Genomic DNA, 23784 nt, shown 5'->3' with positions numbered 1-23784 from the left:
AGGGTAGCGGAACTCGTCAACGGCCCGTCGATTGGATCGACAGACCGTCATGAGCTGCGGCCGACAGGGATGGGCAACAACGCGCTCGCACGGTCGGCTCCGTTGACGACCGTTTCAACGTTTGCAAACCACGTCCCGCTCGCACGGATCTGATGCCCATGACTGCCGAAGACCGACGTTTAGACGAAAGCGCCAAACGCCTTCAAAATTGGCAACGCTGGGGACCCTACCTGTCGGAGCGACAATGGGGAACGGTTCGCGAAGATTACAGCGACGGCGGCGACGCGACGTGGAGCTACTTTCCCCACGATCATGCCCGCAGTCGAGCCTACCGTTGGGGCGAAGACGGATTGCTCGGCATCTGTGACCGCGAAGGCCGGTTGTGTTTTTCGGTTGCCCTCTGGAACGGCCGCGACCCGATTCTCAAAGAACGGCTGTTCGGCGTCACGGGCCCCGAAGGCAACCACGGCGAAGACGTCAAGGAGTGCTATTACTATCTCGATAGCACGCCCACGCACAGCTACATGCGGGCCCTGTACAAGTACCCGCACGCGATTTATCCGTACGACGAATTGGTCGACGTCTCGCGCAGCCGGGAACGCACCGAACCGGAATTCGAATTGATCGATACCGGCGTGTTTGACCAGTCACGCTACTTTGATGTCGAAGCCGAATATGCCAAGGCCGGTCCCAATGACATTCTGATCCGGCTGAACATCACCAACCGCGGACCGCAGCCCGCCGTGCTGCATGTGTTGCCCCAGTTGTTCTTTCGCAACACGTGGACCTGGCAGTGCACCGATGAAGGCTGCACGACCCGGCCGACGATGAAGCTGGTCGGCGATGTGGTCAAGACCTTTCACGAAACGCTCGACGAATTCTGGTTCGCCTGCGATTGCATGGGCACGCCAGACACCTGGGCGTGGCTGTTCACCGACAACGAAACCAACGCCGACCGCCACCCCGATTTGCCGTCGGAGTCGGAATACTACAAAGACGCGTTTCACCAATACGTCGTCAAGGGTGAAGTCAAAACCGTCAACCCGGATCAACGCGGGACCAAGTGCGCCGCCTACGGACTGGATCTGGTGCTGCCGGGCGTGACCAAGACGATCAAGATGCGATTGTCGGGCGTCCAAGAGCCGATCATCAAGGAAGACTGTGGCGGCGACATCGCGAAATATTCGTCGGCCGCGTTGGGCGAACGCTTTGATGCGATCTTTGAATCGCGAAAGCGCGAAGCCGATGCGTTTTATGAAACACGCATCCCCGATTCGGTCGCCGAGTGTCGGCGCCCGGTGATCCGCCAGGCTTATGCCGGACTGCTGTGGACGAAACAGTTCTACCATTACGTCGTGAGCACCTGGCTGGACGGTGATCCCAACGGGCCGCCGGCCAATGAAGGGCGCAAGCAGGGACGCAACAGCGAGTGGCGTCATCTGTTCAACCGCGACGTGATCTCGATGCCGGACAAATGGGAGTACCCCTGGTACGCCGCCTGGGACCTGGCCTTTCACATGGTTCCGATGGCTCACCTGGATTATGGATTCGCCAAAGATCAGATGATCCTGTTCTTGCGCGAATGGTACATGCATCCCAACGGCCAAATCCCGGCCTACGAATGGCACCTCGCCGATGTCAATCCGCCCGTCCACGCCTGGGGCGTTTGGCAGGTCTACAAGGCCAGCGGACCGCCACACCATCGGGACAAATTGTTTCTCGCCCGTGCGTTTCAGAAGCTGCTGCTGAATTTTACCTGGTGGGTCAATCGCAAAGACCCGCGTGGCAAGAACATCTTTTCCGGCGGCTTCCTCGGATTGGACAACATCGGCGTGTTCGACCGCAGCAAACCCCTGCCGCGCGGTCACCTGGAACAGGCCGATGGGACCGCTTGGATGGCGTTCTATTGCGGCACCATGTTGCGAATGGCGATCGAATTGGCCGATGAAAACGAAGCCTACGGCGATATGGCCAGCAAGTTCTTTGAGCACTACATCGCCATCGCCGAGGCGATGAACAGCATGGACGGCTCGGGACTTTGGGACGAGACCGAAGGGTTCTATTACGACCACCTGTTCGTCGACGGGCAATCCATTCCGATCCGCGTGCGTTCGCTCGTCGGGCTGTTGCCGCTGATGACCGGCGTGATTCTGGAAGAACACATCATCGACAAGTTGCCCGGTTTCAAACGACGGATGAAATGGTTCTTGAACAGCCGCCCCGACCTGACGCAACACATGACGTACATGGAGGGCGAAGATCCCGAGGAGACGAAGGTCACGCGACGATTGTTGGCGATCCCCAGCGAAGACCGCTTTCGACGCCTGCTGAGTGTGATGCTGGACGAAACCGAGTTTCTGTCGCCCTACGGAATTCGCAGCATGTCTGCCGCCCACGGCGCCGAACCGTTCGTATTCGACTTCGGCGGCCAACATCACGAAGTCCAATACGTGCCCGGTGAGAGTGAAAGCGGGATGTTCGGCGGCAACAGCAATTGGCGCGGGCCGATCTGGTTCCCGATGAACTACCTGATCATCCAATCGCTCAAACGCTACCACGCCTTTTATGGAGAATCGTTTCGGGTGGAATGCCCGACCGGCAGCGGGCAGAGCATGACGCTGATGGAAGTCGCGCGGGAATTGGAAAGCCGCTGCATTTCGCTATTCGAGCGTGACGAGAGCGGTGCCCGCCCGGCGCACGGTGAGGAAACTCGCTACCGCGACGACCCCGCCTGGAAAGACTTGATTCTGTTCTACGAGTACTTTCATGCCGACAACGGCAAGGGGCTCGGCGCCAGCCACCAGACGGGTTGGACGGCATTGGTCGCTTCGATGATCCGCAGCCAGGCCGACGTGCCCAAACACGTCGGCACCGAGCTGGTCCCCTGATCGGCGGATGCGTCTGCCGGCGTGACGCTTCACGGCTTGTTGATTTAATCAGCCGTTTGGCGCGAGCCTACGGGCGCCGGTGAGTAATTAACATGATGAAACGCCCGGACGCTGGCGCGAACCGGCTGATGTCAAGCGAGGTACTTTTGTTAGCGGCAGGGCGCGAGCCCTCCGGTCTTTCACGGTGTTTTCAAGCCGAAACCGGACGGCTCGCGCCGTTCCGCTACTTCGTTCAGTGCCAAAGTAGGTGGCATTGGGCGCGAGCCTACGGGCCAAACAAAACGACGCTGCACTTGGCGTCCTGGAGCACGCGCGGCCCGTCAGAGGCCCGTCAGGGTCAACACCAGTTTTCGCGAGCCGCCGTGGTTGCGATGCTCGCACAGATAAATGCCCTGCCAGGCACCCAGCAGCAACCGTCCGCCGCCGATCGGAAGCTGGACGCTCGCCCCCATCATGCTCGCTTTGACGTGGGCGGGCATGTCGTCGCGGCCCTCGACCGTATGAACGTAGGGCAGGGATTCGGGGACGGCGTGGTTCATCGCCGTTTCGAAATCCACGCGGACGTCGGGGTCGGCGTTCTCGTTGATCGTCAGTGAGGCGCTGGTGTGTTGGATGAACACGTGCAGCAGTCCCGTCTGAACGGTGGCGATCTCGGGCACGCAGTCCAAGACATCGGAGGTCACCAGATGGAACCCTCGTGGTTTGGCCGGAAGCGTCAATGTTCGCTGAACCCACATACCTAGCACCACCACTACGAAATAGTCGAACCGAAGAAACCGCGGCAAAGAAAAAATTGAAACTTTTTTTCCGCCCGCGAACGATCGAAAACCTAGCGATTGTGCACCGATTTTCCACAGTCGGCAAGGTGACGCTCGCCAAAGGTGTCATTTTGTAGGCTGCCCCATTGACGATCTGCCGGTGAATTGATCCACCGCGGTGGGCCGCCTATGTTAAGATCTGCCCCCTTGGCGCGCGAAGGGTCCATGAACCCGGTTTGCGACGCTTCCGACAGGCCGCTCCGGCGGCGATTTTCGCACCTTGCGGGGGCCCGCAAATCGAAGCAATCCAGACCCGGTCGGGGTCCTGCGGCGGCGTCGGACCACCCGACAATTTTCTTGACTCCCGTCAAGCGACGTGAATAATCCCCTCGTCCCAGCCCGGGTTGCGCGGAATTGTGCCCGCGGGCTAAAAGTTACTGTTAGCAAAAAGTGACTGTTGACGAATCACGTGCGTCGGCCTGGACCGATGCACCAAAGTCGTTCAGACATAGTTGTCGAACCCCTACTGAAATCATTGAGCGGAACGAAATGAAAGACATGACCCGATGCAAGAACGTCTTCGAAGCGATCCTTCGTTACGGACACGATGAAGACTTCGTGCCCCATGAAGACGACCGATTCTCGCCGACCGACGCTCCTGCCGGAAGTGCCGAGAAGATTGAAGTGCTGCGTAGCCGAGTGGAACGCGGACAACCGCTGTGGCACAACACGGACCGTGTTGATTACAGCGGCCTGACCGGTGCGATCCGCCCCCGCGAATAGATCGACCCGGTTGCCGTCGTCGCACGGCAGCACCAACGCTGAGAAAGACCCAGTCACCCCGCGAGCCTCGCTCGCGGGGTTTTTTCGTATCGCATGATCTGCCATCGCCGCCCAGCCTGCCATCGCCGCCCAGCCTGCCATCGCCGCCCAGCCTGCCATCGCCGCCCAGCGATGCATTGCCGGCCCGCTACGCTTTCTCGAACGCCCGCCCCGGCGGGTGATCATCGATTGATATCAGCCGGTTCGCGCCAGCGTCCGGGCGCCCCAATCAAACTCGACTTAGCAGTATTGGGCTCGCGCCCTGCCGCGATCATCTCGCAAAACGCAGAAACAAAAATGCTTCACAGCGTTGCCCCGTCCAACCGGCTTGTGGCGTAGGACCAACACGTTTCCATCCATGGTGGATCTAAATTGAGTAACGAGTCGAATCAAGATGAGTTTGTCGTCGTCGGTGGCAGCAGCGGGATCGGGCTGGGGCTTGTCAGGCGGCTGGTCCAGGATGGCGCCGCGGTGACCGTGCTGAGCCGGAGCTGGGAGCACGCCGGTGACCTGCCCGGCGTCAAGCACGTGGCGATCGACGTGACCCAAGACGAGGTCTCCGGCGAGCTGTTACCCGGGGTGATTCGCGGGCTGGCCTACTGTCCCGGATCGATCCGATTGAGATCGTTTCGAGGGATCGCACCGGACGCCTTCCGGGAGGATTTTGAATTGAACGTCGTCGGGGCGATCAAGTGCATCCAGGCCGCGATGAAGGGGTTGCGGGCTGCTGACGCGGCCAGCGTCGTCCTGTACAGCACCGTCGCGGTCAAGCTGGGAATCCCCCTGCACGCCTCGGTTGCCGTGGCCAAAGCGGGCGTGGAGGGATTAGCCCGGACACTGGCCGCCGAGCTGTCACCCAAAATCCGCGTCAACTGCGTCGCCCCGGCGCTGGTCGACACCCCGTTGGCCAGCCAGTTCTTTGGCGACCAAGAGAAGGAACAGGCGATGGCCGCGCGGTACCCACTGGCACGTACCGGAACGATCGACGACATCGCTTCGCTGAGCCACTATCTGTTGACCGACGGGCCGTGGATCACCGGCCAGACGCTGGGTGTCGATGGGGGCATGAGTACGGTGAGGAAGTAGATCCTCGTCCGATACGCCGTTGCCCGTTGCAGCAGTGTGCATGGCAGCCAGATCGCGAACCCGGAGCGAGACAACCGGGTTACAATCAGCGAATGGTCCATCGAAAATCGTTCCTCGTCCTCTGGCTCTTCTGGGTCTCCGCCTCGAGTGCCCAACACCCCTTGCCGCGGATCATCACCTGCGGTTGGAACGCGCCGACGGTCGCACAGTTCGCCCGCGATCTGGACAAGATGCCTGGCGAGTTGCCGCTGACCGGTTGTGTGTTGACGCTGCATGCCGATTCGGGAAACCCGGATCCGCTGGCCACGGCGCACGGGACCGACGACTGGAGCCAATTGGATGTCCGTCGATCGATCGAAGCCGCCGCGGGCGTGTCCAAAGAATCGATGCCGGACAACTATCTGTTGCTCAAGGCGAATCCCGGGGCGGTGGATTGGTTCGACGACGACGGCTGGCAAACGATCGTCGACCATTATCGCATCGCCGCCGGCCTGGCCCGCCAAGCAGGGTTGCGTGGGCTGCTGTTAGACTTTGAGCCCTACACGGATCCGCACCGACAATTTCAGTATTCACGACAGGCTGCTGCGACGGAGCACGATTTCGCTGATTATCAAACCGCGGCGCGACGCCGCGGTCGCGAAATGATGGAGGCGATTGCGGCGGAGTTCCCCGATGCCGAAATCTGCACGTATTTCCTGCTCAGCTACTTCATCGACGACCACCACCATCGCGGGCCTTCGCCGGTCGGCCGTAGCGACGATCAGTGGTGTTTGGCGGGTCACGCTTATGGTCTCTTGCCGGCACTGGTCGACGGTTGGTTGGATGTTCTGCCACCCACGATCACCCTGGTCGATGGATGCGAAAACGGCTATTGGTTCACTTCGGCCCGCCAATTTCAACATTGTGCCGAAGCCGTCCGAACGCAAGGCGTTCAGCTGATTGCCGTCGAGAATCGAGAAAAGTACAGCAAGCAAGTCCGCGTGGCATTCCCGATCTATCTTGATGCCATCCATCCCAAACTTGCCGGCCAGTACACGCTGCAGCCCACTCGGTCCGATCGGCTGGCACTGCTGAAGCGGAACCTGAACGCGGCGATCGCATTCGGCGACGGATTGGTCTGGCTGTATGGCGAACATGGTCGCTGGTGGCCCGAAGCCGGTGACGAGTCGCTCTGGAAAGGCAAGGATACCTATCCGCATTGGGAGACGTTGCTGCCGGGCATTTCCCAAGCGATCCAGTCGGTCGTCGCGGACGCAACCCAGCAATCTGCACTGAAGGTTCAGCCGCAAACGAAACCATCGGCTCAACCAGATTCAGAACCATCAGAATCAACCGCAGCGGCCGGCGACGGCGAAATCGGCGCGAGTGTGCTCGATCTGGAACCGGTCTGGGAAACCTTTAAAGCAGATCCACGCGGAGACGTGGTGCTCGGCAACGGCCAAGTGACGATCACCGCGGCGGAGGACGCGAGCGGCATCGCGACCTTCAATACCGAGCCGAATCGACGCTACATGATACAGGTGCAAGTGGTCCAGCAAGGTCGCGGTTTGACGAGGCTATCGATCCGCTGGAAAACGCCTGACGGACAGTGGCGCACAAGCAGAGAGGACGACGTCGTCGCGTACCCGCCCGACGGTGACCCGTTCACACCGCGGACGATCACCGCGATCGTCACTGCACCGCCCCAGCCACACCGCATGGTCGTGATCTGCAACGCATCGCGTCAACTGACCAACGACGATGCGGCCCTGTTCGGAAACTTGTTGATCGGTGTGGTCGACGATTGATCGTCCACCCGCTGGCCCGCGGTTAACGCTAGTGGTCTACCGCAGCTCAATTTTCGGGTAGTGGACGAGGCGACGAGTCCTCTGTAGTCGGCAAATTGGCAAGGACTCGTCGCCTCGTCCACTACCGCCTCCCCGAAAACCAAGGTGCGGCGGAATATTAGCCAGCGGTTCACCCTGGCCGCGATTAACCGCGACGGCGTTCCAGCAGCACCAGCATCAGCAGCGCCATCAGCGACCGCAGTTCGTCGTCTTCGGGCATGTCATTGAGCTTTTCGAGCACAAACTTGCCTTCAAACAACGCGGGTTTTTTGATCAGCTTCAGCAGCGGCGTCCCATCGGGGCGGGTGACGATGTAGCTGGGATTGAGCAGGTAGACGGCGGCCAAGCCGAGGAGTGGAATCTCTCCGAGAATGCTTTCGAGCACCTTCTTCATCGGGCTCTCCTCGCGGATCTCCATGTCGACCTGGCCCTCTTGCATCACTTGGTAGTGTGCCGCCCACAACGATCGCATCCCCTTACGACGGACCGATCCCCAGGGGTTGCCTTCGGCGTCGGTGAAGCTGTAGTTGGCCGAAAAGTCCAGCATCCGATCGGCTTCGATGCGAAAGATCAACTGAGACTGTTTCTCGTCGTTGTAGATCTCGACCTTTTCTTTCAGCTTGAACATCTTTTGCTTGATGAACATCAACACGTTGCCGTCGGCGTCAGAAGCGACAATCCGTTGGCCAAACGTTAAGAGTTTGAAGCTGAGGTTTAGCGGGTACTGCATCGATCGGGGCTCGTACAAGAAAAGGACATGTCAGAAATGCGACTCGTGTCGTGTCACAGCGACGGATGAGGGTTGTCGTAGTGGACGAGCCGACGAGTCCTAGAGATTTGCCGCGTCGGACATCTCACCTCGTCCACGACACCTTCAGCAGGCTGCTGCAACGCACGGGGTCGGAAAGGTTTGGGAAACGCCCGTTGTAACCGATCGGCCACGAAAAAACCGCGTGCCAAGAATCGGATGGCACGCGGTTTGGTGATTTTTTGAGATCTGGACGGTGACCCGCCAGAAACCGACTACTCGGCTGCGGGAGCCGGTGCGGCTTGCGGAGCGCTTTGTTGCTGCGCCAATCCGGGACGAACTCGCTTGTTGATGTCCGTTTCCAGGACACCGAAAACGGCTTCGTGACGGGCGATCGACATTTGCAACGCGGCCAGCAGACGCTTGGCGGTAAAGAAGTTGACGATGATGCGTTGCTTGACTTCGATCGGCTCTTTCGGCACGCCGATCGGCTGCGGGTTGAGACCGAAGTCGACGATCAGCTCTTCCGGCGATCCGGTGACGCGGCAGAAGTTTGCGTAGGTCGCCAACGTGTTGCTGTCGTTCACCTGAACTTGAACGGGCTGTTGCGTCTGCGCTTGTTCGGCCGGTGGTGCTGCAGCTTCAGGTTTCTTGGATTCATCAGCCATCGATGAGAGTTCTCCACAAAGGTTAGGGTCGCGATCGTGATCCAAAGCAGAAAACGGATCGCTCAAAAAGGGGAAAGATCGATTTTGGGTTCGGTTTTCACCGATCGCGACACCGCGAGGAATTCATCCTAACGGCCGTGATGGGCCACGAAAACCGATCCACAAGGGAAATTCAGTTCATGCTTGATGCAATGAGTTAACTAGAGGCAAAGTGCGTCGACTAGGAAATTCGAGAGTGTAAATAGGGAAATGAGAGCAAGCGGGCAAGACAGATTGCATCATCGCTTTAAAACTCAAAGTTGAAGGTTTTGGCGATCACTCTCCACAGTCGTTGCCCGAGTGATTTCTTGTCGACGTGGATCTTGGCACTGCCGCGATATCCGGGTCGTAGCGGCAGATCGGAATCGAGGATTTCCAGCGGCACGCGGGCTTGGTAGGTCACGCTCCGCGGTTTGACCTGTCCGGTCGCCGGATCGATCTCGGTCTGCAGGTCGCTGCCGGTTTGGCTGGACATCGATGTCGACGTCATCCGCAACGGTTCACGCGACTTTTCGCTGATCGTTCCGGAGAAGGTTTCCAGTCGCCGCGAATCGAGTTTCATGTCGACCGATTGGCCTTCGCGCACCAATTGGACGTCGCCTTGGTCGATCGCCAAGATCGCTTCGAAGTCATCGGCGTTGCCGATTTCGCACAGCAAGTCGTCCGAGGTCAGCATCGCGCCGCGGTTCTGCAATTCCAAGGGAGACCCTGACCAGGACGGCAGCTGGCCGTCGTTGCTGTCTCGTTCGGGCCGACGCGGGGGCGGAATGACCACGCCGGAAATCGGCGCCGTGATCGTCAGTCGGTCGATTTCGACTTGAGTTTTCTTCTTCAGTTCGGTGATCGAGTCCAGGATCTCTTGCTGTGTCTCGAGTTGTGCGGCGAGCGATCGATCGGAGAAGACGCGGTCGGCCAGCTTTTGCAGTTGAACCGTGGCGACGGCTTCTTCGATTTCGAGGTCCTTCATTCGCATTTCAAGGTCTGGGTTTTTCAACACCGCAATCGTCTCGCCGGCCTCGACGAATTGACCGGGAGCCACGGTGTCGACGATTTGCCCGACGCTGCCCGCGTAGACCCGTCCCGCTTCGGTCGGTCGAATTTCAAAGGCGCAATCCACGTGGTGCGGAAGCTTGATGAAACACACCGCGGCGATGATCACCGAGACGACCGACAGTGTGATCATCACATTAAAACGTTTCACTTTCGAAAGTCTCCCAGGAGTTCGACAGAACTTCCATGTTTGAATCACGGGCTGAGCAACCAGTCCCGAAAAACCGATCACTGCGACCATCCGGCCGATCACTTCCAAACCGTAGGGTTCGAGCACCTTGATCACGAACCAACAGATGGAGAACACCACGACCCAGCGATAAATCACACTGGCGATGGTAAAGAGTGCAAAATAAACGCGCCCCCGCGTCGGCAAGAACGGGTCGTCTTGCAGTTCCAATCCCAAGCAGGTCTTTTGAAACCAACGTTTTAGGACTTCGGTGCTTTTCTGACGGAGGTTGGGAATCTCCAACATGTCCATCAGGATGTAATAACCGTCGAACCGCAGCAGCGGGTTCCCGTTGACCAAGATGGTGCTGACGACATTCAAGAACATCATGTTCAAACACAAGTCGTTGAGTGTCGTCCCCGACTCGGTCAAAAACCACACAAAGGCGGCAAGTGAGGCCAAGATCATTTCGACATAGATCCCGCCGGCGCCGATCCAAACCCGCTTCCATTTGTTCGGCAGCATCCATGAATCGGAAACGTTGCAGTACAGGCAGGGCGTGAAGACCAGCAACATGAAGCCGATCTCGTGACACTCCCCGCCGAACTTTTTACAGCTCAGCCCGTGCCCGAACTCGTGCAATACTTTGACGATCGCCATCGTCGCGGCCAGGATCAACCAACGATCGGCCGCAAAAAATTGCTGGAACGTCGGCAGCCGCGCGTAGACCGTTTCGTATTGCGTCGCCAACATCAACGAGGCGGCCACGAACAGCCCGACGAAGAACAGCAGTGCCGGAACGGTGAACATCCAGCCGAACCACGGCAGGATCGCATTCAAGATGCGTTCGGGGTCGAAGCCGCGAAACCGCAGGGCAAAGACGTTGGCCATCTTGCCCATCATCTCTTTGTTCTTTTTCTTCCGCCCGCGATGGCGAAGTGCTTTACCCTGGCCCGGCGAATTGCTGATCACCAACCCGCTGCGGTGCAACATGCCGATGAATTGCTGCAAGTCGCCGAAGGTGATCTTCTGGGGGGCAAATCGCTGTTCAAATCCGTCCTTGATCTGCTGCAGACTGACATGCCCGTCGAGCATGTTCAAAATGAAATACTCTTCGTCATGAAAACGAAAGTACTGCAGCCCGACGGGTTCCTTCAGGACCCAGTAGCCCGTTCCCTGATAGCGATGTCGACTGGACGTCAAATCAGGACGTTTGCGCACCGTGAGCGGGCGCGACGAACTGCTGACGAGAGATTCGGCAAGTGTGGCCATCTATTTCGACAAGGGACCCAAAAGGGAATCAGGAACTGAACGCTCAAGCTTGAAACTTGAAACTTGAAACCTAAAACAACCCGCCTGCTGCGGTGGGCGGTGCGATCTGCATCGTCGCCCGCATGCCGGGTTTGATCAGCCAATCGTCGCCGTCGCGTTCGTTGGGGACCTTGACCCAGATGCGGTGTCGCTTGTTCAAATCTAATTCCATGCTGACGTAATCGATTTTCCCAACGAAGGTCTTCGTGATGGGATTGGTGCTTGTTCCGCCGACGGTGATTTCGACTTTGACGTCCGCTCCTTTTTGAATTTGGCCGGCGTAGCGAAACGCGTCGATAAATCCTTCCACGCGTACAAAGTCCATTTGCACCAGTTCCACGATCGGGCTGCCCGGCTGAACCCATTCGCCCAGTTGCGCGAATCGGTTTTCGACATAGGCATCGAATTCGGCGCGAATGGTTCGCATCTCAATATCCGACTGGGCGAGTTTGGTCCCGATCTGCTTGGCGACGTATTCGGCCATCGCGGTGTTTTCGTTCAGATCCGCCAGTTCGATGCGAAGGATGGCCCGGTCCGCTTCGGCCTGTTTTTTCAACATTTCAAACTGTGGTGCGGCACCCTTGGCGTACAAGTCGCGATAGGCGGCTGCTTCTTGGCGTGCGATCACTTCGCTTTGAACGGCGTCACGCTTGTTGACATCGTTTTGCGCGTTCAGTTTGGCGACCAGTTCTTCGGCCTGCTTTAGCTCAAGTGCCAGCCGGGCTTGCTTGTCATCGACGATCGCGATGACATCGCCTTTCTTGATCGACATGCCCTCTTCGACGGGCAGTTCGGTCAGCTTGCCCTGCGTCTCCGACGGGACCTTGGTCTTGTTGATGAACCGCACCATGCAGTTTTCCACCAAGATGCCTGCATCGGTATCGATCGCGGACTGTGCCCACGTCGGTGTGACTTGCAAGGCGATGGCCATCACGCCGCCGAGAAGGGTGCCGAGAAAAAAAGCGTTTCGTTTGAACATTGAATCGGTGATCTGTGATTGAGGAGTCGAACAGATGATGCGTCGTGGGATCAGAAGAAGAACTTGCAAAGCCATTCCCAGATCTCGTGGAAAAAGACGAACCCGCTGGAGGCCCGACCGCAGTGGATTTTGGCGATCACCGAGGCTCCCGGACTGGGTTTCAGTGCTCTCAAGGGTTCTTGATCCGGCAGCGCTTCCATCTCGATGACCGCGCCGTGCTCCTCGTGCGCCTCGGCGCGGGGCGAGATGCTGTTCATCGGCAAGGTGGCGTCGAGCGGATCCATCGTCGGGTCGGTCGCCAAAATGTAGGTCACTTTGAGCGACTCGGTTTCTTTGGTTTCCATGACGTAGGCGTCCAAGTGCCCCTCGCGCTTTTCCGGTAACTGCAGCTCCAGCGAATAAGGCTGTGTCAGATCGGCGATTTCCAGCAGCACCTGACCGGTCATGATCGGTCGACTGCGAAGTGTTTCTTCCACATCCCAGGTGGTCACGACGCCGTCGATCGGGGCGCGGATCGTCAATTGCGATTCCCGCTCGCGTTGCAGTTTCAGCTTCTGTTGCAACGAGGTGAGTTTGGTTTCCAGCTCGAACTCCTGGCCCTGTAGTGCCGTTCGGTCGGCGGGTTCGAGTTGACCGAATTGCTGGCCCTTGACCTTCCTCAATTCTGCCAACGTGCTGCGCAGCTGGCCTTCGAGTTCTTCCAACTGGATGGCGATCTCGGGGTTGCGGAGCCGGACCAACTCTTGCCCCTTGGTGACCTTGCTGTTGCGTTGAACCAAGACATCGATGACTTCACCATCGATCGCGGCGAACACCTGTCGGCGAACGGTGGGTTCCAAGTTGCCTTCGGCGGAAAGATTGAAGTCCTTCTGGATAAAGGTCAGGCCCAGAATCACGGCCAGGACCAACGCGGCGATGCCGATGGTTTTGGGAAGCGTTCGGGCACGCAAGATCCACGTCGCGCGGCCCAGCGCTCGCCAAATCGGCATCAAAAACAGGTTGCTGTGCGATTGGGAGTTTGCGATCGCGCGCGTCCCGTGTTCGTACACCAAGTCGCAACGTTGACGGAAAATCTGTTCGGGAATGTCGGTCTCGATCTGTTCGACGATGAGTGCGCCGATGACTTCGCCGCGGTGCGCGTCGTCGCGGTCGATTTCACCGGCCGCACCGGAGTCTTCCTCGGCGCCGAGTTTGCGCTGCGGTTCACGCAGCGGCAGCACGGCGATGTTTCGGCCGTAGGATTGGTCGACGTAATCTTCCAGCGCTTCTTCGATTTGGGGCGGCAGGTCTTCGGTCGCACCGTCGTGATAGAGCGGCTCGCCGGCGGCGCAGACGCGCGTGGCCAGCTTGTTCAGGGCGGCAACGATGTTGGACCGGTTTTCGATCGTGTCCTGACCGCTGATCGCCTCGACTTTGCACTTGCCGCCTTTCTTGATCGCCACGCTGACTCGGTCGCAGCCGATCAAGCGGCGACCTTCGTTGGCAACCACGTAGGCTGTTTCTTTCAAGTCCAACGATTCATGGGCCGCCCGCGCGAAGGCGTCGGCTTGTTGCCAGAGCGTTTGACGATCGCCGAGCGTCTGCAGCTTTTGGCTGCGCAACCATTCCGCCGCCAAGGAGCACATCTGCTCGAGAAAACGCAAGTAACCACGCTGGGTTTCCGGCGCCGTGTCCGGTCGCTGAAAGACCTCGATCAATCCGTCCTTGTGACCATCGTGTGCGAGCGCACCGAGCACCAATAAATAACGTGTCGGGTTGCCCTCAGCGTCGCCATCGGTCGTGCCGCTGTAGGGCGGAACGAGCACCGATTGGCCGGCATTGGCGGCGCGGCCGATCAGCCGCGAGTGACGCACCGCATCATCGGTGTCGCTGGCCAAAATCGACGGCTCGGCGTTGATCTGGTACTGCAGCTTGAGCTGTTTGTCGTCGTCGAGCAGCCAGATCGCACCGCCGGCGGCGGCCAGGGCCGTGATGATCCGGCTGAGAAGCTCCGGATAAAACTCCTCGGCGGTCGCGCCGCTCTTGGCGAGCGCCGCGATCTCGTTCACCAAGCCGCGAATCTGCGCCTTGGTTTCTTCAACGGTTTGCTGATTAACCGACATGGATCAGGAGGGGTCTGCGATGAAAAAGGACAAAGGACTGGGGATCAGGCGACAGTAGTAAATCTTAGGAGCCGTTTCCATGTTGACCTGAACGATGCCACGCGAATGCTCGCCAGCGGGGGCGTCGTGTACCGGTTTTGGCGATTCGACTCGACATCATATACAGTTTGTATATGATTGTCCACTGAAATGAACGCTCCGCAAAGACCACCGAACGCCGATCCCCCGATTCCGTCGCCGCCCAACGAGGAGCAGGAGGCGGAAAACGCCTGCCGGGGTGGTGGGGAAATAACCCAGGAGGATGGTTCCGGCGCGGCTGTCGCAACGGCGATGTTGGCCGAGCTGAAGCGAGAAATGAACCGTCTGCAACGAGAGATCCGCCTCGCCATCCAGGCCCAACTGGCACAGATGAGCGGACGGACGTTGGGCAGCATGGAAGCAAATCGCGAATTGGCCCGGTCGATCCAAGAGATGCTTGACGCACACGGTTTGCGAGTGCGTTGCACGCATTGCGGGCATCCGGCGATCCTGCGGGTCTCGCCGCGTGCGGGGGCGGCGGCCGGTGTGTTCGTGTTCGATCACACGATCGACGGGCGTCGCACGTTTCACGGCGGCCGGGTCTTGATGCCCGAAATCCGACTGGTTGCCAAACCGGCCCGCAGACCCCGTGGGGAACAGAAAGCGGGCTGAATCGCAATGCGGGTGGCGAGTTCTGTGACCCTGAAATGCAACGCTGTGAAGCATTTTTTAGCGGTATTGGGCTTGCGGCCTGTCGGTTTAGTGTATCCACAAAACGAGGGGAGGTGGCTTAGTAGGCATCGTCACGATGTTTGCTATTCTTGGCGGATCGTCGTCGCGATTCACTTCTCACGCAGGGAGGCTTGCCCAGTGAGCCAGAGACAACCCAAGACCAGCTATTGGCAGGAAGCTCCTACACCACGCGGGCAACTGGTCCTCATTCCCACCGCCCTGGAGGAACTCATCCCTCAGGATCATCCCGTTCGCTTGGTCGACGAGATTCTCGATCAGATGGACTGGACTGATTGGGAGGCGGCCTACAACGGCGGATTCGGTCAGCCGCCGATCCATCCCAGCGTAATGGCAAAGATCCTGCTGTTTGCCATGATTCGGCGAATCCGATCCAGCCGGAACATTGAATACGAACTCAAGCATTCGATCGATTTTATCTGGCTTAGCAGCGGTCGCCGCATCGATCACAGCACGATCAGCGACTTCCGCCGAAACAATAGTGATGCAGTCAAAGGCATCTTCAAACAAATGGTCAAGCTGGCGATCAACCTGGGGATCGCCAATCTCTCGGAACTGTGCATCGACGGCACACGCATCCTGGCTGACGCCAACAAATACAAGACTTGGACGGCCAAACGATTAGCCAAAGCACTCGAAGAACTTGACGCGCAAATTGATGAGGCCCTGGAAACCTTCGAAGTCAACGACGCATGCGACGAAGATCTCATCGGCCAGGACGTTTCGGCGGACCGCCTCCCCGCCGCCGTCGCCAACTTGAAGTCACGCCGCTCACAACTGGCCGCTCATCTGGAGACGGTCAATGCGATGGACGAAGTCCGCAGGAAAAATGGGACGAAGGGCCCCGCCCAGTTACCCAAGACTGACACGGACAGTCGCATTCTTCCCAATAAGGAGGGTGGTTACGCAGCCAACTTTACTCCGATGGCGACGACCGAAACGCAGAGCGGCCTGATCGTTGCGGCGGACGTCTTGATCGGCAACGTCGAACACCACGAATTTGCCACCATCGTCGACTGTGTGGCCAACGACTTTGGAATTGACATTAAGCGAGTCATGGCTGACTCGGCTTACACGACGGGCAAAAACCTCACTGCGGCTGAGGAAAAACAGATCGAACTGATTGGCCCGCTTGCCGAAACCAATCGCGAGAACAACCCTGCCGAGCGTTCGGATTTGACTGAGCCCGTTGCCGCCGATCAGATTGATCAGTTGCCGGTTAATCCACAAACCAAACGATTTGACAAAGCAGCGTTTGTGTACGACGAAGCGAACGACTGCTATTACTGCCCGGCAGGCAAAGTGCTTTCACATCGGACGACCGAGAACACGACGCATGGCGACGGCTCTCCGGTGCAGCGAAAGGTTTACACCTGTTTTGAATGCGAGGGCTGCACGCTGGCTGGGCGTTGTCGCAAGAACGTGAAGCCAAAAGACGAGGCAAGCAGCAGCGAGGCATCGTCCCAGGAGTCCAGCGAAGCGACCTCGTCGGACAAGCGAGCGGGCAAGCGACGTGGTCGCAAGCCTGGCCCGCCACGTGGTCGCGAGACGATGCATGATGAGCATGAAGGAGCGCGACGTCGGCAGCGTGCGCGAATGGAAACGCCTGCAGCCAAAGAGGCTTACTCTCGTCGTCAGCATTTCGGTGAAACGCCTTTCGCCGTGATCAAGAGCACGCTTGATATGCGGCGATTCCTGCTTCGAGGTATCGCAGGTGTGAATCAAGAATGGCGCTGGGCGGCGACCGGATTCAATCTGAAGAAAATCATGAGTTACTTGGCGAAGCTGCGCGCCGCCGCGGCGACACAATCGCTCGGAACAGCAAACTAGGGGAGATAGGGGGCATTTCGAACGAAATCCGCCACAAGCGAACGCCACGATCCCGTCAACACGCTTACCAACGACTCTGGATGCCCCGCATAGCACCATAAAAGCCTCGTCCGGAACCAAAATCGAATCAACCGTCCCCAGGAACTAAATCGACAGGCCGCTTGCGCCCTGCCGCTAACACCTCGTCAAACGCAGGGAATAAATGCTTCACTGCGTAGCCTGAAATGGTGGGTAGAGAAAGCGGCCATCGAAATTGTTATGATCGCTGCATGAGCCAATCCGAAAATCAATCTACGTCGGCATCGAGCGTTTCACTGCCGTCGCCCGAATCCGCCCGCGAAATGTTGACCGGAGCGATCGAGCAGATTCGATTCGCGCGCAACTACACGCTCGAGTTGCTCGACGCGACGCCGCACGATCAATGGCTGACGATTCCCGCTGGCTTGCCGACGAATATCGCGTGGCAAGTCGGGCATCTGACGGTCAGCCAATACGGTCTGTTGATGTTCCGGATCCGAGGCCGGCAGAGCGAAGACTTGGACCTGATTCCGGGGCGATTCCGCAAAGCGTACGGACGCGGCTCGACACCCAAGTCGGATCCCGAGGGCCAACCGAGTCCCGAGGAGCTGTTGGAGCGTCTCGGCCGGGTTTATGAATCAGGGCTGCAGGTGTTGGAATCGGTTTCGCCGGACGTGTTGCTCGAGCCGATCGACATGCCCTACGCCGCTTATCCGGTCAAGTTGGGTGCGATTCTATTTTGCCCGTTGCACGAACACATTCACGCCGGCCAGATCGGGCTGGTACGACGCGCCCTCGGCCTTGATCCGGTTCGCTAGATGCGAGCAGCGTGTTCACATTGATCAACGCGAGGAAAAAGAGTGGAATCCGGCACTCGTTGGCCATTCGATCCGTGGCGTGACGATTACTCAGCCCGTGTTCAATGAGTGACGGTTGGCGACGTGTCTGCCAACCGTCACTCAATGGAATGAAAATGTGCCATGCGGGGGGCGGGGTCCGAGCTACCGTTGGCTTACGGGGTTGAAAATGATTTATACGGTCAGTCCTCCTCGAAACACCGCCAGCAGCGGTGAAGGCGCTCGCACTTCATGCGCATTGCAGCCAATTCTTTTGTCGCCCCCAATGGTTTTGGAATCAATTTCCGCAGTCCTGACGTCGTTCCTTCGGAGGTCCGTGGCGGCAATTCGTTTTCTGGTAGCCCGGCTTCTGAATTGGTTCGGCTTCGCAGTGCGGTCATTCACCTAAAAAAGGCGATCGATTCGTTTTCCGGTTCCGGGCCGCTGCGGTCGACGCCCACGACGGGCTCATCGGGCACGCAATGGAGAGCGTTTGAAGTGCTCTCAGCCGACCCTGTTATGCTGGACCCGCTGCCTGCAACGGCGGCGACATTGACATCGACGGAGCAAATCAACACGACCCCCACTTCGTATTCGACTCGTGGTCCTGAGTTCTCCGGAGGAACGACAAGTCAGGCGACGCTCAGTGGAATCTACGACGGCAGCAACGGCACGGATACCCTGACGTTTTCGATTGTCGCCGCAGGCGGACTCGGGGTGAACAAGGAATTAGAGGTTCGCGATGGTCAGGGCGATCTCGTCGATCAGTTTGCTTTACCGACCTTTTCGCAGGACATCAGCTTGGAAATGTCGAATGGGCTGACCCTGGATCTTAGCGCAGGGTCATTCGAGGTGGGAGATTCATTTGATGTCGATGTAGACGATAGCATTGGAGAGTCGCCTCGCCCGCAGAACCCTTTCGATGGCATTCGTGAGCAGTCGCCGTGGCTGGAAAGTGGATTTGAGATTTCGGACGGTCAATTCGAAATCAACGGTGTTTCGATTGCCGTCAGTTCCGATGACAGTCTGGATGCCGTCTTGCAACGAATCGGCGAATCTGGCGCAGGGGTGCAGGCGCAGTTCGATGCGGCGACCGAGCGAGTCGTTTTAACTCACCAGACTTTAGGAGCTGAGCCGACGATTGCATTGGGGGCAGACACCTCCGGATTTCTTGCTGCGTTCAAGCTCAACGATGCCGTTGCGGTCGGCGGCACCGATGAAGTTCCTGGCCAGCGGCGTTTGCTCGAAGACGTCGAGGCGTTTTCGACTGTCCGAAGTGGCTCCTTCTCCGTGAATGCATCTGTTGTTGCGGTAGATATCGAGACAGATTCATTGTCTCAAGTGATTGACCGAATCAACTTCTCCGATGCGGGGGTTCAATCCGGACTCAATTTCGCGTCGCAATTCTCAATCCGCTCTTCCGATCCGTTGCAGGCGTTGCACCTTGGCAGCGACTCTTCTGGCTTACTGGATGCATTGGGAATTCCCGAAGGCACCTTCGAGCCTATCGAGCAAGTCGTCAGTCGGACTCAGGGTGTGACTCCCGGACGACGTACGTCCAGGGCATTCGCCAGTCAATTGCGGCAACTCGCCGAGGGGCTCAATCGGCTCTATGCCGGTGTCGACGAGGGAGGGTTCGAGGGTGGCTATGCCGATAGATTGCGGAGCACCATCGGGCAGGCAATCGCCTCAGTCGCTGACGGAGAATCCTTTCGGATCGGAGCGAGTCTTCGATTGAGTTTGAATTCAGCAGGCAGTCAAGTCATGCGTGTCAGTGATGGAAGCCAACTCGCTCGATCGGTTCGTGAGAACGCTGACGTATTCAACGCCGTGTTCTTCGGTTCGGAGGGGTTGGTCAACAATCTAGGCGAAATCGCTTCTCAAGCGATCGCTGAACTGGAAGCCGTGCTGTCTCTTCCAGGTGGCATTGTCAATCAGCGGGCATGAAACGGAGCGTTTCGCTTGAGACCGAAACGGGTCCAAGAGACGGCATGATTGACGAAGAGGATCCCTCGTCGCCTTCATCAAAATCGATCAATCGACGGGGGGCGTGCGTTAGACCGCCAGGCAATTTGGTGATCGGACTGACAGCCGGCGAGGCAGAGGTAGCCGTCAACACCATGTCACAGGGTGTCGACGCGGCGGAAGGTTCCGGATTTGAATCGCAGCGGTTGGGGATCGGCGAATCCGAATGGCACGTGGGTCAGCACTTCGTCGTAAGACCGAACGAACAGGTTGTGGTAGAGTTTCAGGTCGCGACAGAGGATCAATCCGGTGAGTGTCAGGGGGGCGCCGTCGACGGTGGGTCTGACCAATAGATTGTCGGTGGTGTAAACGATGCCGCGAAACTCGGTGGGAATTCGATCGCTAAACGTCAGGTTGGCATCGAAACCCCGATAGGGCGTCGCCGGCGGATTGAAGTTTGCTCCGAGAGTGGTTTCATCCAACGTCGGCTCGATCGCATCGAATCGAATCTCTGCGTCGGTGACCAAGATGGCACCCGAATCGCCGGGGGCTTCCCAAGCCAACGCGCCGTTTAAATAAACGCGATCGGCATTGCGAATCGCCAATGTGGCGACGAGTCGCGCATTGACAATTCGAACGTCCTGTCCTTCTGCGTCGATCCAATAGATTCCATTGGGATCGGTCTCGCCGTAGGGATTGGAATTCGCGGAGAGGACCGACAATGCGATCGCCCGAACGCCGTCATAGGTCGACAGGGCGTCGTAGGGAATCTCGGTTCCGTTCTGCTGGTAGCGCGCAACCACGTCGAACACCGGGGCGGCAACAGAGCTGACGGCGATGTCACCGCGAACGGGGAATCCGATCGTTCCCGAGCATTCCAAGGTCGCGGTGGTCAGGTAGCCGATCGAATTGGTCCGGCAATCGTCGAAGACTTGAACGGGTCGTTCACTGACGAGCGTCGCGCCGTCATGGCACTCAAGGTCATCAAACGTGGTGACTCCGTAACGGAGCCAATCCAATGGCGCGAACCCGGTTTCCAATTCCACCGAAACGGCGGCTTGGGCGGAGCCGAATCTGGCGTGCGCGATCACCTGGAGATCGTCAAACAGTTCATCGGAAAGATCGCCATCATCGTCGCGGACACTGAAGCGAGCCGCCGCATTGGCGGCTCCGGCCATGGCGCCGTAGTTGATCCAAGCCGACACGGCCGCGTTGGTCAGGTCCTCTCGCCAATAGGGATCGGTGGACAGCTGGATGGAGACACGATGCAGTTCCGACTCGGCCAATCGAATCGCGGATTCTCGGTCCATTGCCGCGCTGTGTGACTTGATCCGCGCGGTGTCCAACGACAGCGCGGTCGCCACCGCACCGGCCACGATCAACGCGGTGAACAACACGGCGACATACAAGTAGCCACCCCGAGCATCACGTCGACGTCGTCGGGTATGACGGACGCCGCGGGGGAACGGTCGACCGCATCGGTCATTTGCAACGGCATTCATCGATTGCGGATCCTAGTACAGGGGCGCCGGAGTGTTGCGAAGCGGCACGACGACGTTCAGCCGCCGATCGCCGGAGAATCGAAGTTCGACCCGTCGCAGCCGTTCAAAAGATTGCGTCGCCGGTCGATCCGACGGTGTGATCGACTTGACCATCCGGTACGTTTGCGACGATATATCCGGGCCGGTCACGGTGACGGCCACCATGCGAAACTGCGAATTGGTATCCGCGACGATTTGAAAACCACTGCCGAAACTGCTCAGCGGGATCACGCTGACGTCAACCGTCCACGCGTCAAAATCAGGAATTGCGCCGCCATCGCGGAACGTCGGAGTGTCTTGGTGAAACCCCGCGAAGTCGTCGACGTCATCAAACGAGGATCGGTTCGAAGCCGATTCGCCGGGTTCGGGACCGAACACGGCATCGTCAGAGGCCTCGCGGAAATCCAGGCACGAGATCTCATCCAGATAATAGCCCGCCAAGAGCTGGCCTTGGACGGCTTGCCCGGCGGTGACTCGGTTTCGCATCATGTTGGCCGACGCGTTGAGCGATACCAGCATGATCGTCGCGACCAGGGTCAGCGAGACGATGACTTCCAACATCGATAAACCGATTCGGCGGGCACCGCGACGTTCGTCGTTCGCTACTCGTGGTCTACTCACTTTCTCCCTCCACTTCGATCGCGATCGTGGTCCAGCTTGACGATTGCTGATGGAGCACGTGCGGCGTGATCGCCATGGCGGGCATCGGTCCGGTGCGAAAGGCGATGCCCAGGCTACATTCACCGCTTGTGCCCGGCGAGCCGACTTCGTTGACACACTCGCTGAACGACGCGATGCCTAAGGATGTTTGGGGCGATGGCGCACCGGTCGAAGCAATGAATTGCAAGTTCAACGTCCGCTCACCAATCGTGTCGGTATTTTCGAGCGGCCGGGGATAGGTCGAGGTGCTTCCGTTGATCGAGGTGCCGAAGCTGGACCCGGACCATCCGAAGGGCCAGGATCCGTTGGCGTGTTCGATGGCGAGCACGGCCGCCACCACGTCGCCGCCCCAAAAGAAACTCAGCAAGTAGGTGTCCGGTGTTGACGTGCTCATCCATTGGCCGTGCACGTCCAGTACGATTCCAGCGTTGTAGGCGAGGAACAAAGGCTGCCAGCCACTTGGCGACGTGTTGACATAGAATGCATTTCGAGACGACACGACCAGCAGCAATAAATCACCGGGCCGCGCGCCGTCGGGAATCTGGATTGTCAGCGACGAAGCCGAGCCTCCGCTGGTCACGGCTGTCGAAACGTCGCGAATCCGCGGACGCAACGAATTGAGGTTGGACGTCGGTGCGGTGTACCCGTCGACGTAGTGATTGACCGTGGGGGCCAGCGGGTCGAGTTGCGTGCTCGCGCCTCCGCTGACGTTGCGCATCAAGCCGTCCATGTACGATTCGTATTGCAGCGACTGGGGTTGGTTCGACAAGTCCGGTCGTTCGATGGAAACGCCGTACCCGCTCGTGCTGTCGATGTTCGTCGCGTAACGCAGGTCGTGTTGCAGGCGATCCATGATCACGCGATCCCGGCTCCGATCGCCATCTTCATTCTTGGGCTCGACCAACGAAGTCGAAATCACGACGGACGTGGCCAGGCCGAGCATCAGCAAGCTTGCCGCCGCCATCGCGGCAATCATTTCGATCAGCGTGTATCCGCCCCGATCGTGAACCGGTCGGCTCGACCCGCAGACGCTCGGCAGACGCGCGCCGGCCCGAGCAACCGATCGCCCCACGCGGTGCTCTGTCATGCGGGACGCCGAACTGATCGGCGACATCGCTTGCGACTGACTTGAATTGTGACTCACCGGTACGCTACTCATCGGGGCTCGAAAACGCATCCACGTCTGGATCGTCGACTTCCGTGATGGTTGCACTTCCCGGCCCCACAGCGATGTGTATCTCGTAAGCGATCGCCCGTGTGCCGATGGTGATGACACCGTTGCTGAGCGGAGTTCCGCCGACGTTGGGGGTGCCTTCCAGGTCGAAGCTGACCGAGGTCGCCGAATCAAACGATGCCTTGATTTCCAAGCTGGCGTCGAACCGATCTTTGATCAATACCGACAGCGGCACCCCGGCCTGGTCGGGGAACTCCACATCGGGACTCCAAAACCGATCGCCGGTCGCGTCGACCGAAAGCGTCGTCGATCGGCCTTCATTGATCGCGGTGTTGCGAACGTAGTCGACATAGCTGGCCAACTGGATCGCCGCGTGACGCGCGTTGCGTGCGTGCAGTGCCCTGGCGAAACGCGGCACCCCAAGCACCGCCAACAGCCCCATGATCGTGACGACCACGGTCAGTTCAACGAACGTCATTGCACGTCGAGAGCGATGCATCAATATCGGAGGGCAGACGGGGACGAAAGCGGGGACGACCGATCGGT

The 23784-nt window shown here is 58.7% G+C and carries 18 protein-coding genes; 8 read left to right on the top strand and 10 right to left on the bottom strand.

Annotated features, from left to right (window positions below; all coding sequences use genetic code 11):
* The first annotated feature begins 158 nt into the window (after positions 1-158).
* The gene (locus tag TBK1r_RS36710; protein ID WP_145221194.1) at positions 159-2888 is read left to right on the top strand and encodes an MGH1-like glycoside hydrolase domain-containing protein; all 2730 of its coding nucleotides are present in this window, start codon (positions 159-161) and stop codon (positions 2886-2888) included.
* A gap of 320 nt (positions 2889-3208) precedes the next feature.
* Here TBK1r_RS36710 and TBK1r_RS36705 read toward each other — a convergent pair whose 3' ends face one another.
* Positions 3209-3625, bottom strand: a complete 417-nt coding sequence (locus tag TBK1r_RS36705; RefSeq protein WP_145221192.1) for a secondary thiamine-phosphate synthase enzyme YjbQ — start codon at positions 3623-3625, stop codon at positions 3209-3211.
* A 570-nt stretch (positions 3626-4195) separates the two neighbouring features.
* Here TBK1r_RS36705 and TBK1r_RS36700 point away from each other — a divergent pair.
* The 3 genes from TBK1r_RS36700 to TBK1r_RS36690 all read left to right on the top strand — a co-directional run bounded on the left by TBK1r_RS36700 (position 4196) and on the right by TBK1r_RS36690 (position 7341).
* A complete protein-coding gene (locus TBK1r_RS36700; protein ID WP_236649846.1) occupies positions 4196-4429 on the top strand; it encodes a hypothetical protein in 234 nt (77 codons plus the stop codon).
* A 411-nt stretch (positions 4430-4840) separates the two neighbouring features.
* Positions 4841-5554: an SDR family NAD(P)-dependent oxidoreductase gene (locus TBK1r_RS36695; RefSeq protein WP_145221189.1), complete on the top strand. Its 714-nt coding sequence runs from the start codon at positions 4841-4843 to the stop codon at positions 5552-5554.
* A gap of 92 nt (positions 5555-5646) precedes the next feature.
* The gene (locus TBK1r_RS36690) at positions 5647-7341 is read left to right on the top strand and encodes a hypothetical protein (RefSeq protein ID WP_145221186.1); all 1695 of its coding nucleotides are present in this window, start codon (positions 5647-5649) and stop codon (positions 7339-7341) included.
* Positions 7342-7525: 184 nt separating this feature from the next.
* On the opposite strand, the gene TBK1r_RS36685 is transcribed toward TBK1r_RS36690, so the two are convergent.
* The 5 genes from TBK1r_RS36685 to TBK1r_RS36665 all read right to left on the bottom strand — a co-directional run bounded on the left by TBK1r_RS36685 (position 7526) and on the right by TBK1r_RS36665 (position 14446).
* Positions 7526-8110, bottom strand: a complete 585-nt coding sequence (locus TBK1r_RS36685; protein WP_095741757.1) for an LURP-one-related family protein — start codon at positions 8108-8110, stop codon at positions 7526-7528.
* 293 nt (positions 8111-8403) lie between these two features.
* The gene (locus TBK1r_RS36680; protein ID WP_095741756.1) at positions 8404-8796 is read right to left on the bottom strand and encodes a DUF3467 domain-containing protein; all 393 of its coding nucleotides are present in this window, start codon (positions 8794-8796) and stop codon (positions 8404-8406) included.
* Between the two features lie 286 nt (positions 8797-9082).
* A complete protein-coding gene (locus TBK1r_RS36675; protein WP_419580749.1) occupies positions 9083-11326 on the bottom strand; it encodes a hemolysin D in 2244 nt (747 codons plus the stop codon).
* A 70-nt stretch (positions 11327-11396) separates the two neighbouring features.
* Positions 11397-12344, bottom strand: a complete 948-nt coding sequence (locus TBK1r_RS36670) for an efflux RND transporter periplasmic adaptor subunit (RefSeq protein ID WP_419580748.1) — start codon at positions 12342-12344, stop codon at positions 11397-11399.
* A gap of 50 nt (positions 12345-12394) precedes the next feature.
* A complete protein-coding gene (locus TBK1r_RS36665) occupies positions 12395-14446 on the bottom strand; it encodes an efflux RND transporter periplasmic adaptor subunit (protein ID WP_145221180.1) in 2052 nt (683 codons plus the stop codon).
* Positions 14447-14635: 189 nt separating this feature from the next.
* Between TBK1r_RS36665 and TBK1r_RS36660 the strand changes: the two genes are divergently transcribed.
* From TBK1r_RS36660 to TBK1r_RS36645, 4 genes are all read left to right on the top strand, one after another.
* Positions 14636-15136: a hypothetical protein gene (locus TBK1r_RS36660; protein WP_419580747.1), complete on the top strand. Its 501-nt coding sequence runs from the start codon at positions 14636-14638 to the stop codon at positions 15134-15136.
* Between the two features lie 198 nt (positions 15137-15334).
* Positions 15335-17044, top strand: coding sequence for an IS1182 family transposase (locus tag TBK1r_RS36655; RefSeq protein ID WP_419580133.1), 1710 nt, complete (start codon positions 15335-15337; stop codon positions 17042-17044).
* A gap of 269 nt (positions 17045-17313) precedes the next feature.
* On the top strand, positions 17314-17880 hold the full coding sequence (locus TBK1r_RS36650; protein ID WP_419580746.1) for a DinB family protein: 567 nt from the start codon (positions 17314-17316) through the stop codon (positions 17878-17880).
* Between the two features lie 270 nt (positions 17881-18150).
* Positions 18151-19845, top strand: coding sequence for a hypothetical protein (locus TBK1r_RS36645; RefSeq protein WP_145221175.1), 1695 nt, complete (start codon positions 18151-18153; stop codon positions 19843-19845).
* 176 nt (positions 19846-20021) lie between these two features.
* Here the strand turns inward: TBK1r_RS36645 and TBK1r_RS36640 are convergent, their stop codons facing one another.
* The 4 genes from TBK1r_RS36640 to TBK1r_RS36625 are packed head-to-tail and all read right to left on the bottom strand — an operon-like array spanning position 20022 to position 23716.
* A complete protein-coding gene (locus TBK1r_RS36640; protein ID WP_145221171.1) occupies positions 20022-21365 on the bottom strand; it encodes a hypothetical protein in 1344 nt (447 codons plus the stop codon).
* A gap of 12 nt (positions 21366-21377) precedes the next feature.
* Positions 21378-22025, bottom strand: coding sequence for a hypothetical protein (locus TBK1r_RS36635; protein WP_145221168.1), 648 nt, complete (start codon positions 22023-22025; stop codon positions 21378-21380).
* Positions 22018-23208, bottom strand: a complete 1191-nt coding sequence (locus TBK1r_RS36630) for a prepilin-type N-terminal cleavage/methylation domain-containing protein (RefSeq protein ID WP_419580745.1) — start codon at positions 23206-23208, stop codon at positions 22018-22020. The genes TBK1r_RS36635 and TBK1r_RS36630 overlap by 8 nt, the downstream gene beginning before the upstream one ends.
* 7 nt (positions 23209-23215) lie before the next feature.
* Complete coding sequence (locus TBK1r_RS36625; RefSeq protein WP_419580744.1) at positions 23216-23716, bottom strand: pilus assembly FimT family protein; 501 nt, start codon at positions 23714-23716, stop codon at positions 23216-23218.
* Positions 23717-23784: the final 68 nt, after the last annotated feature.

The organism is Stieleria magnilauensis (genome assembly GCA_007753675.1).
GTDB lineage: Bacteria > Planctomycetota > Planctomycetia > Pirellulales > Pirellulaceae > Stieleria > Stieleria magnilauensis.
The sequence above is the reverse complement of the archived record's forward strand: the minus strand, read 5'-3'. Positions and strand labels throughout refer to the sequence as shown.

Bases quoted from the DNA above. Each gene is read 5' to 3' on its own strand.
- TBK1r_RS36710 (WP_145221194.1), top strand. From the start codon at position 159: ATGACTGCCGAAGACCGACGTTTAGACGAAAGCGCCAAACGCCTTCAA.
- TBK1r_RS36705 (WP_145221192.1), bottom strand. From the start codon at position 3,625: ATGTGGGTTCAGCGAACATTGACGCTTCCGGCCAAACCACGAGGGTTC.
- TBK1r_RS36700 (WP_236649846.1), top strand. From the start codon at position 4,196: ATGAAAGACATGACCCGATGCAAGAACGTCTTCGAAGCGATCCTTCGT.
- TBK1r_RS36690 (WP_145221186.1), top strand. From the start codon at position 5,647: ATGGTCCATCGAAAATCGTTCCTCGTCCTCTGGCTCTTCTGGGTCTCC.
- TBK1r_RS36685 (WP_095741757.1), bottom strand. From the start codon at position 8,110: ATGCAGTACCCGCTAAACCTCAGCTTCAAACTCTTAACGTTTGGCCAA.
- TBK1r_RS36680 (WP_095741756.1), bottom strand. From the start codon at position 8,796: ATGGCTGATGAATCCAAGAAACCTGAAGCTGCAGCACCACCGGCCGAA.
- TBK1r_RS36675 (WP_419580749.1), bottom strand. From the start codon at position 11,326: ATGGCCACACTTGCCGAATCTCTCGTCAGCAGTTCGTCGCGCCCGCTC.
- TBK1r_RS36670 (WP_419580748.1), bottom strand. From the start codon at position 12,344: ATGTTCAAACGAAACGCTTTTTTTCTCGGCACCCTTCTCGGCGGCGTG.
- TBK1r_RS36665 (WP_145221180.1), bottom strand. From the start codon at position 14,446: ATGTCGGTTAATCAGCAAACCGTTGAAGAAACCAAGGCGCAGATTCGC.
- TBK1r_RS36660 (WP_419580747.1), top strand. From the start codon at position 14,636: ATGAACGCTCCGCAAAGACCACCGAACGCCGATCCCCCGATTCCGTCG.
- TBK1r_RS36650 (WP_419580746.1), top strand. From the start codon at position 17,314: ATGAGCCAATCCGAAAATCAATCTACGTCGGCATCGAGCGTTTCACTG.
- TBK1r_RS36645 (WP_145221175.1), top strand. From the start codon at position 18,151: ATGCGCATTGCAGCCAATTCTTTTGTCGCCCCCAATGGTTTTGGAATC.
- TBK1r_RS36640 (WP_145221171.1), bottom strand. From the start codon at position 21,365: ATGAATGCCGTTGCAAATGACCGATGCGGTCGACCGTTCCCCCGCGGC.
- TBK1r_RS36625 (WP_419580744.1), bottom strand. From the start codon at position 23,716: ATGACGTTCGTTGAACTGACCGTGGTCGTCACGATCATGGGGCTGTTG.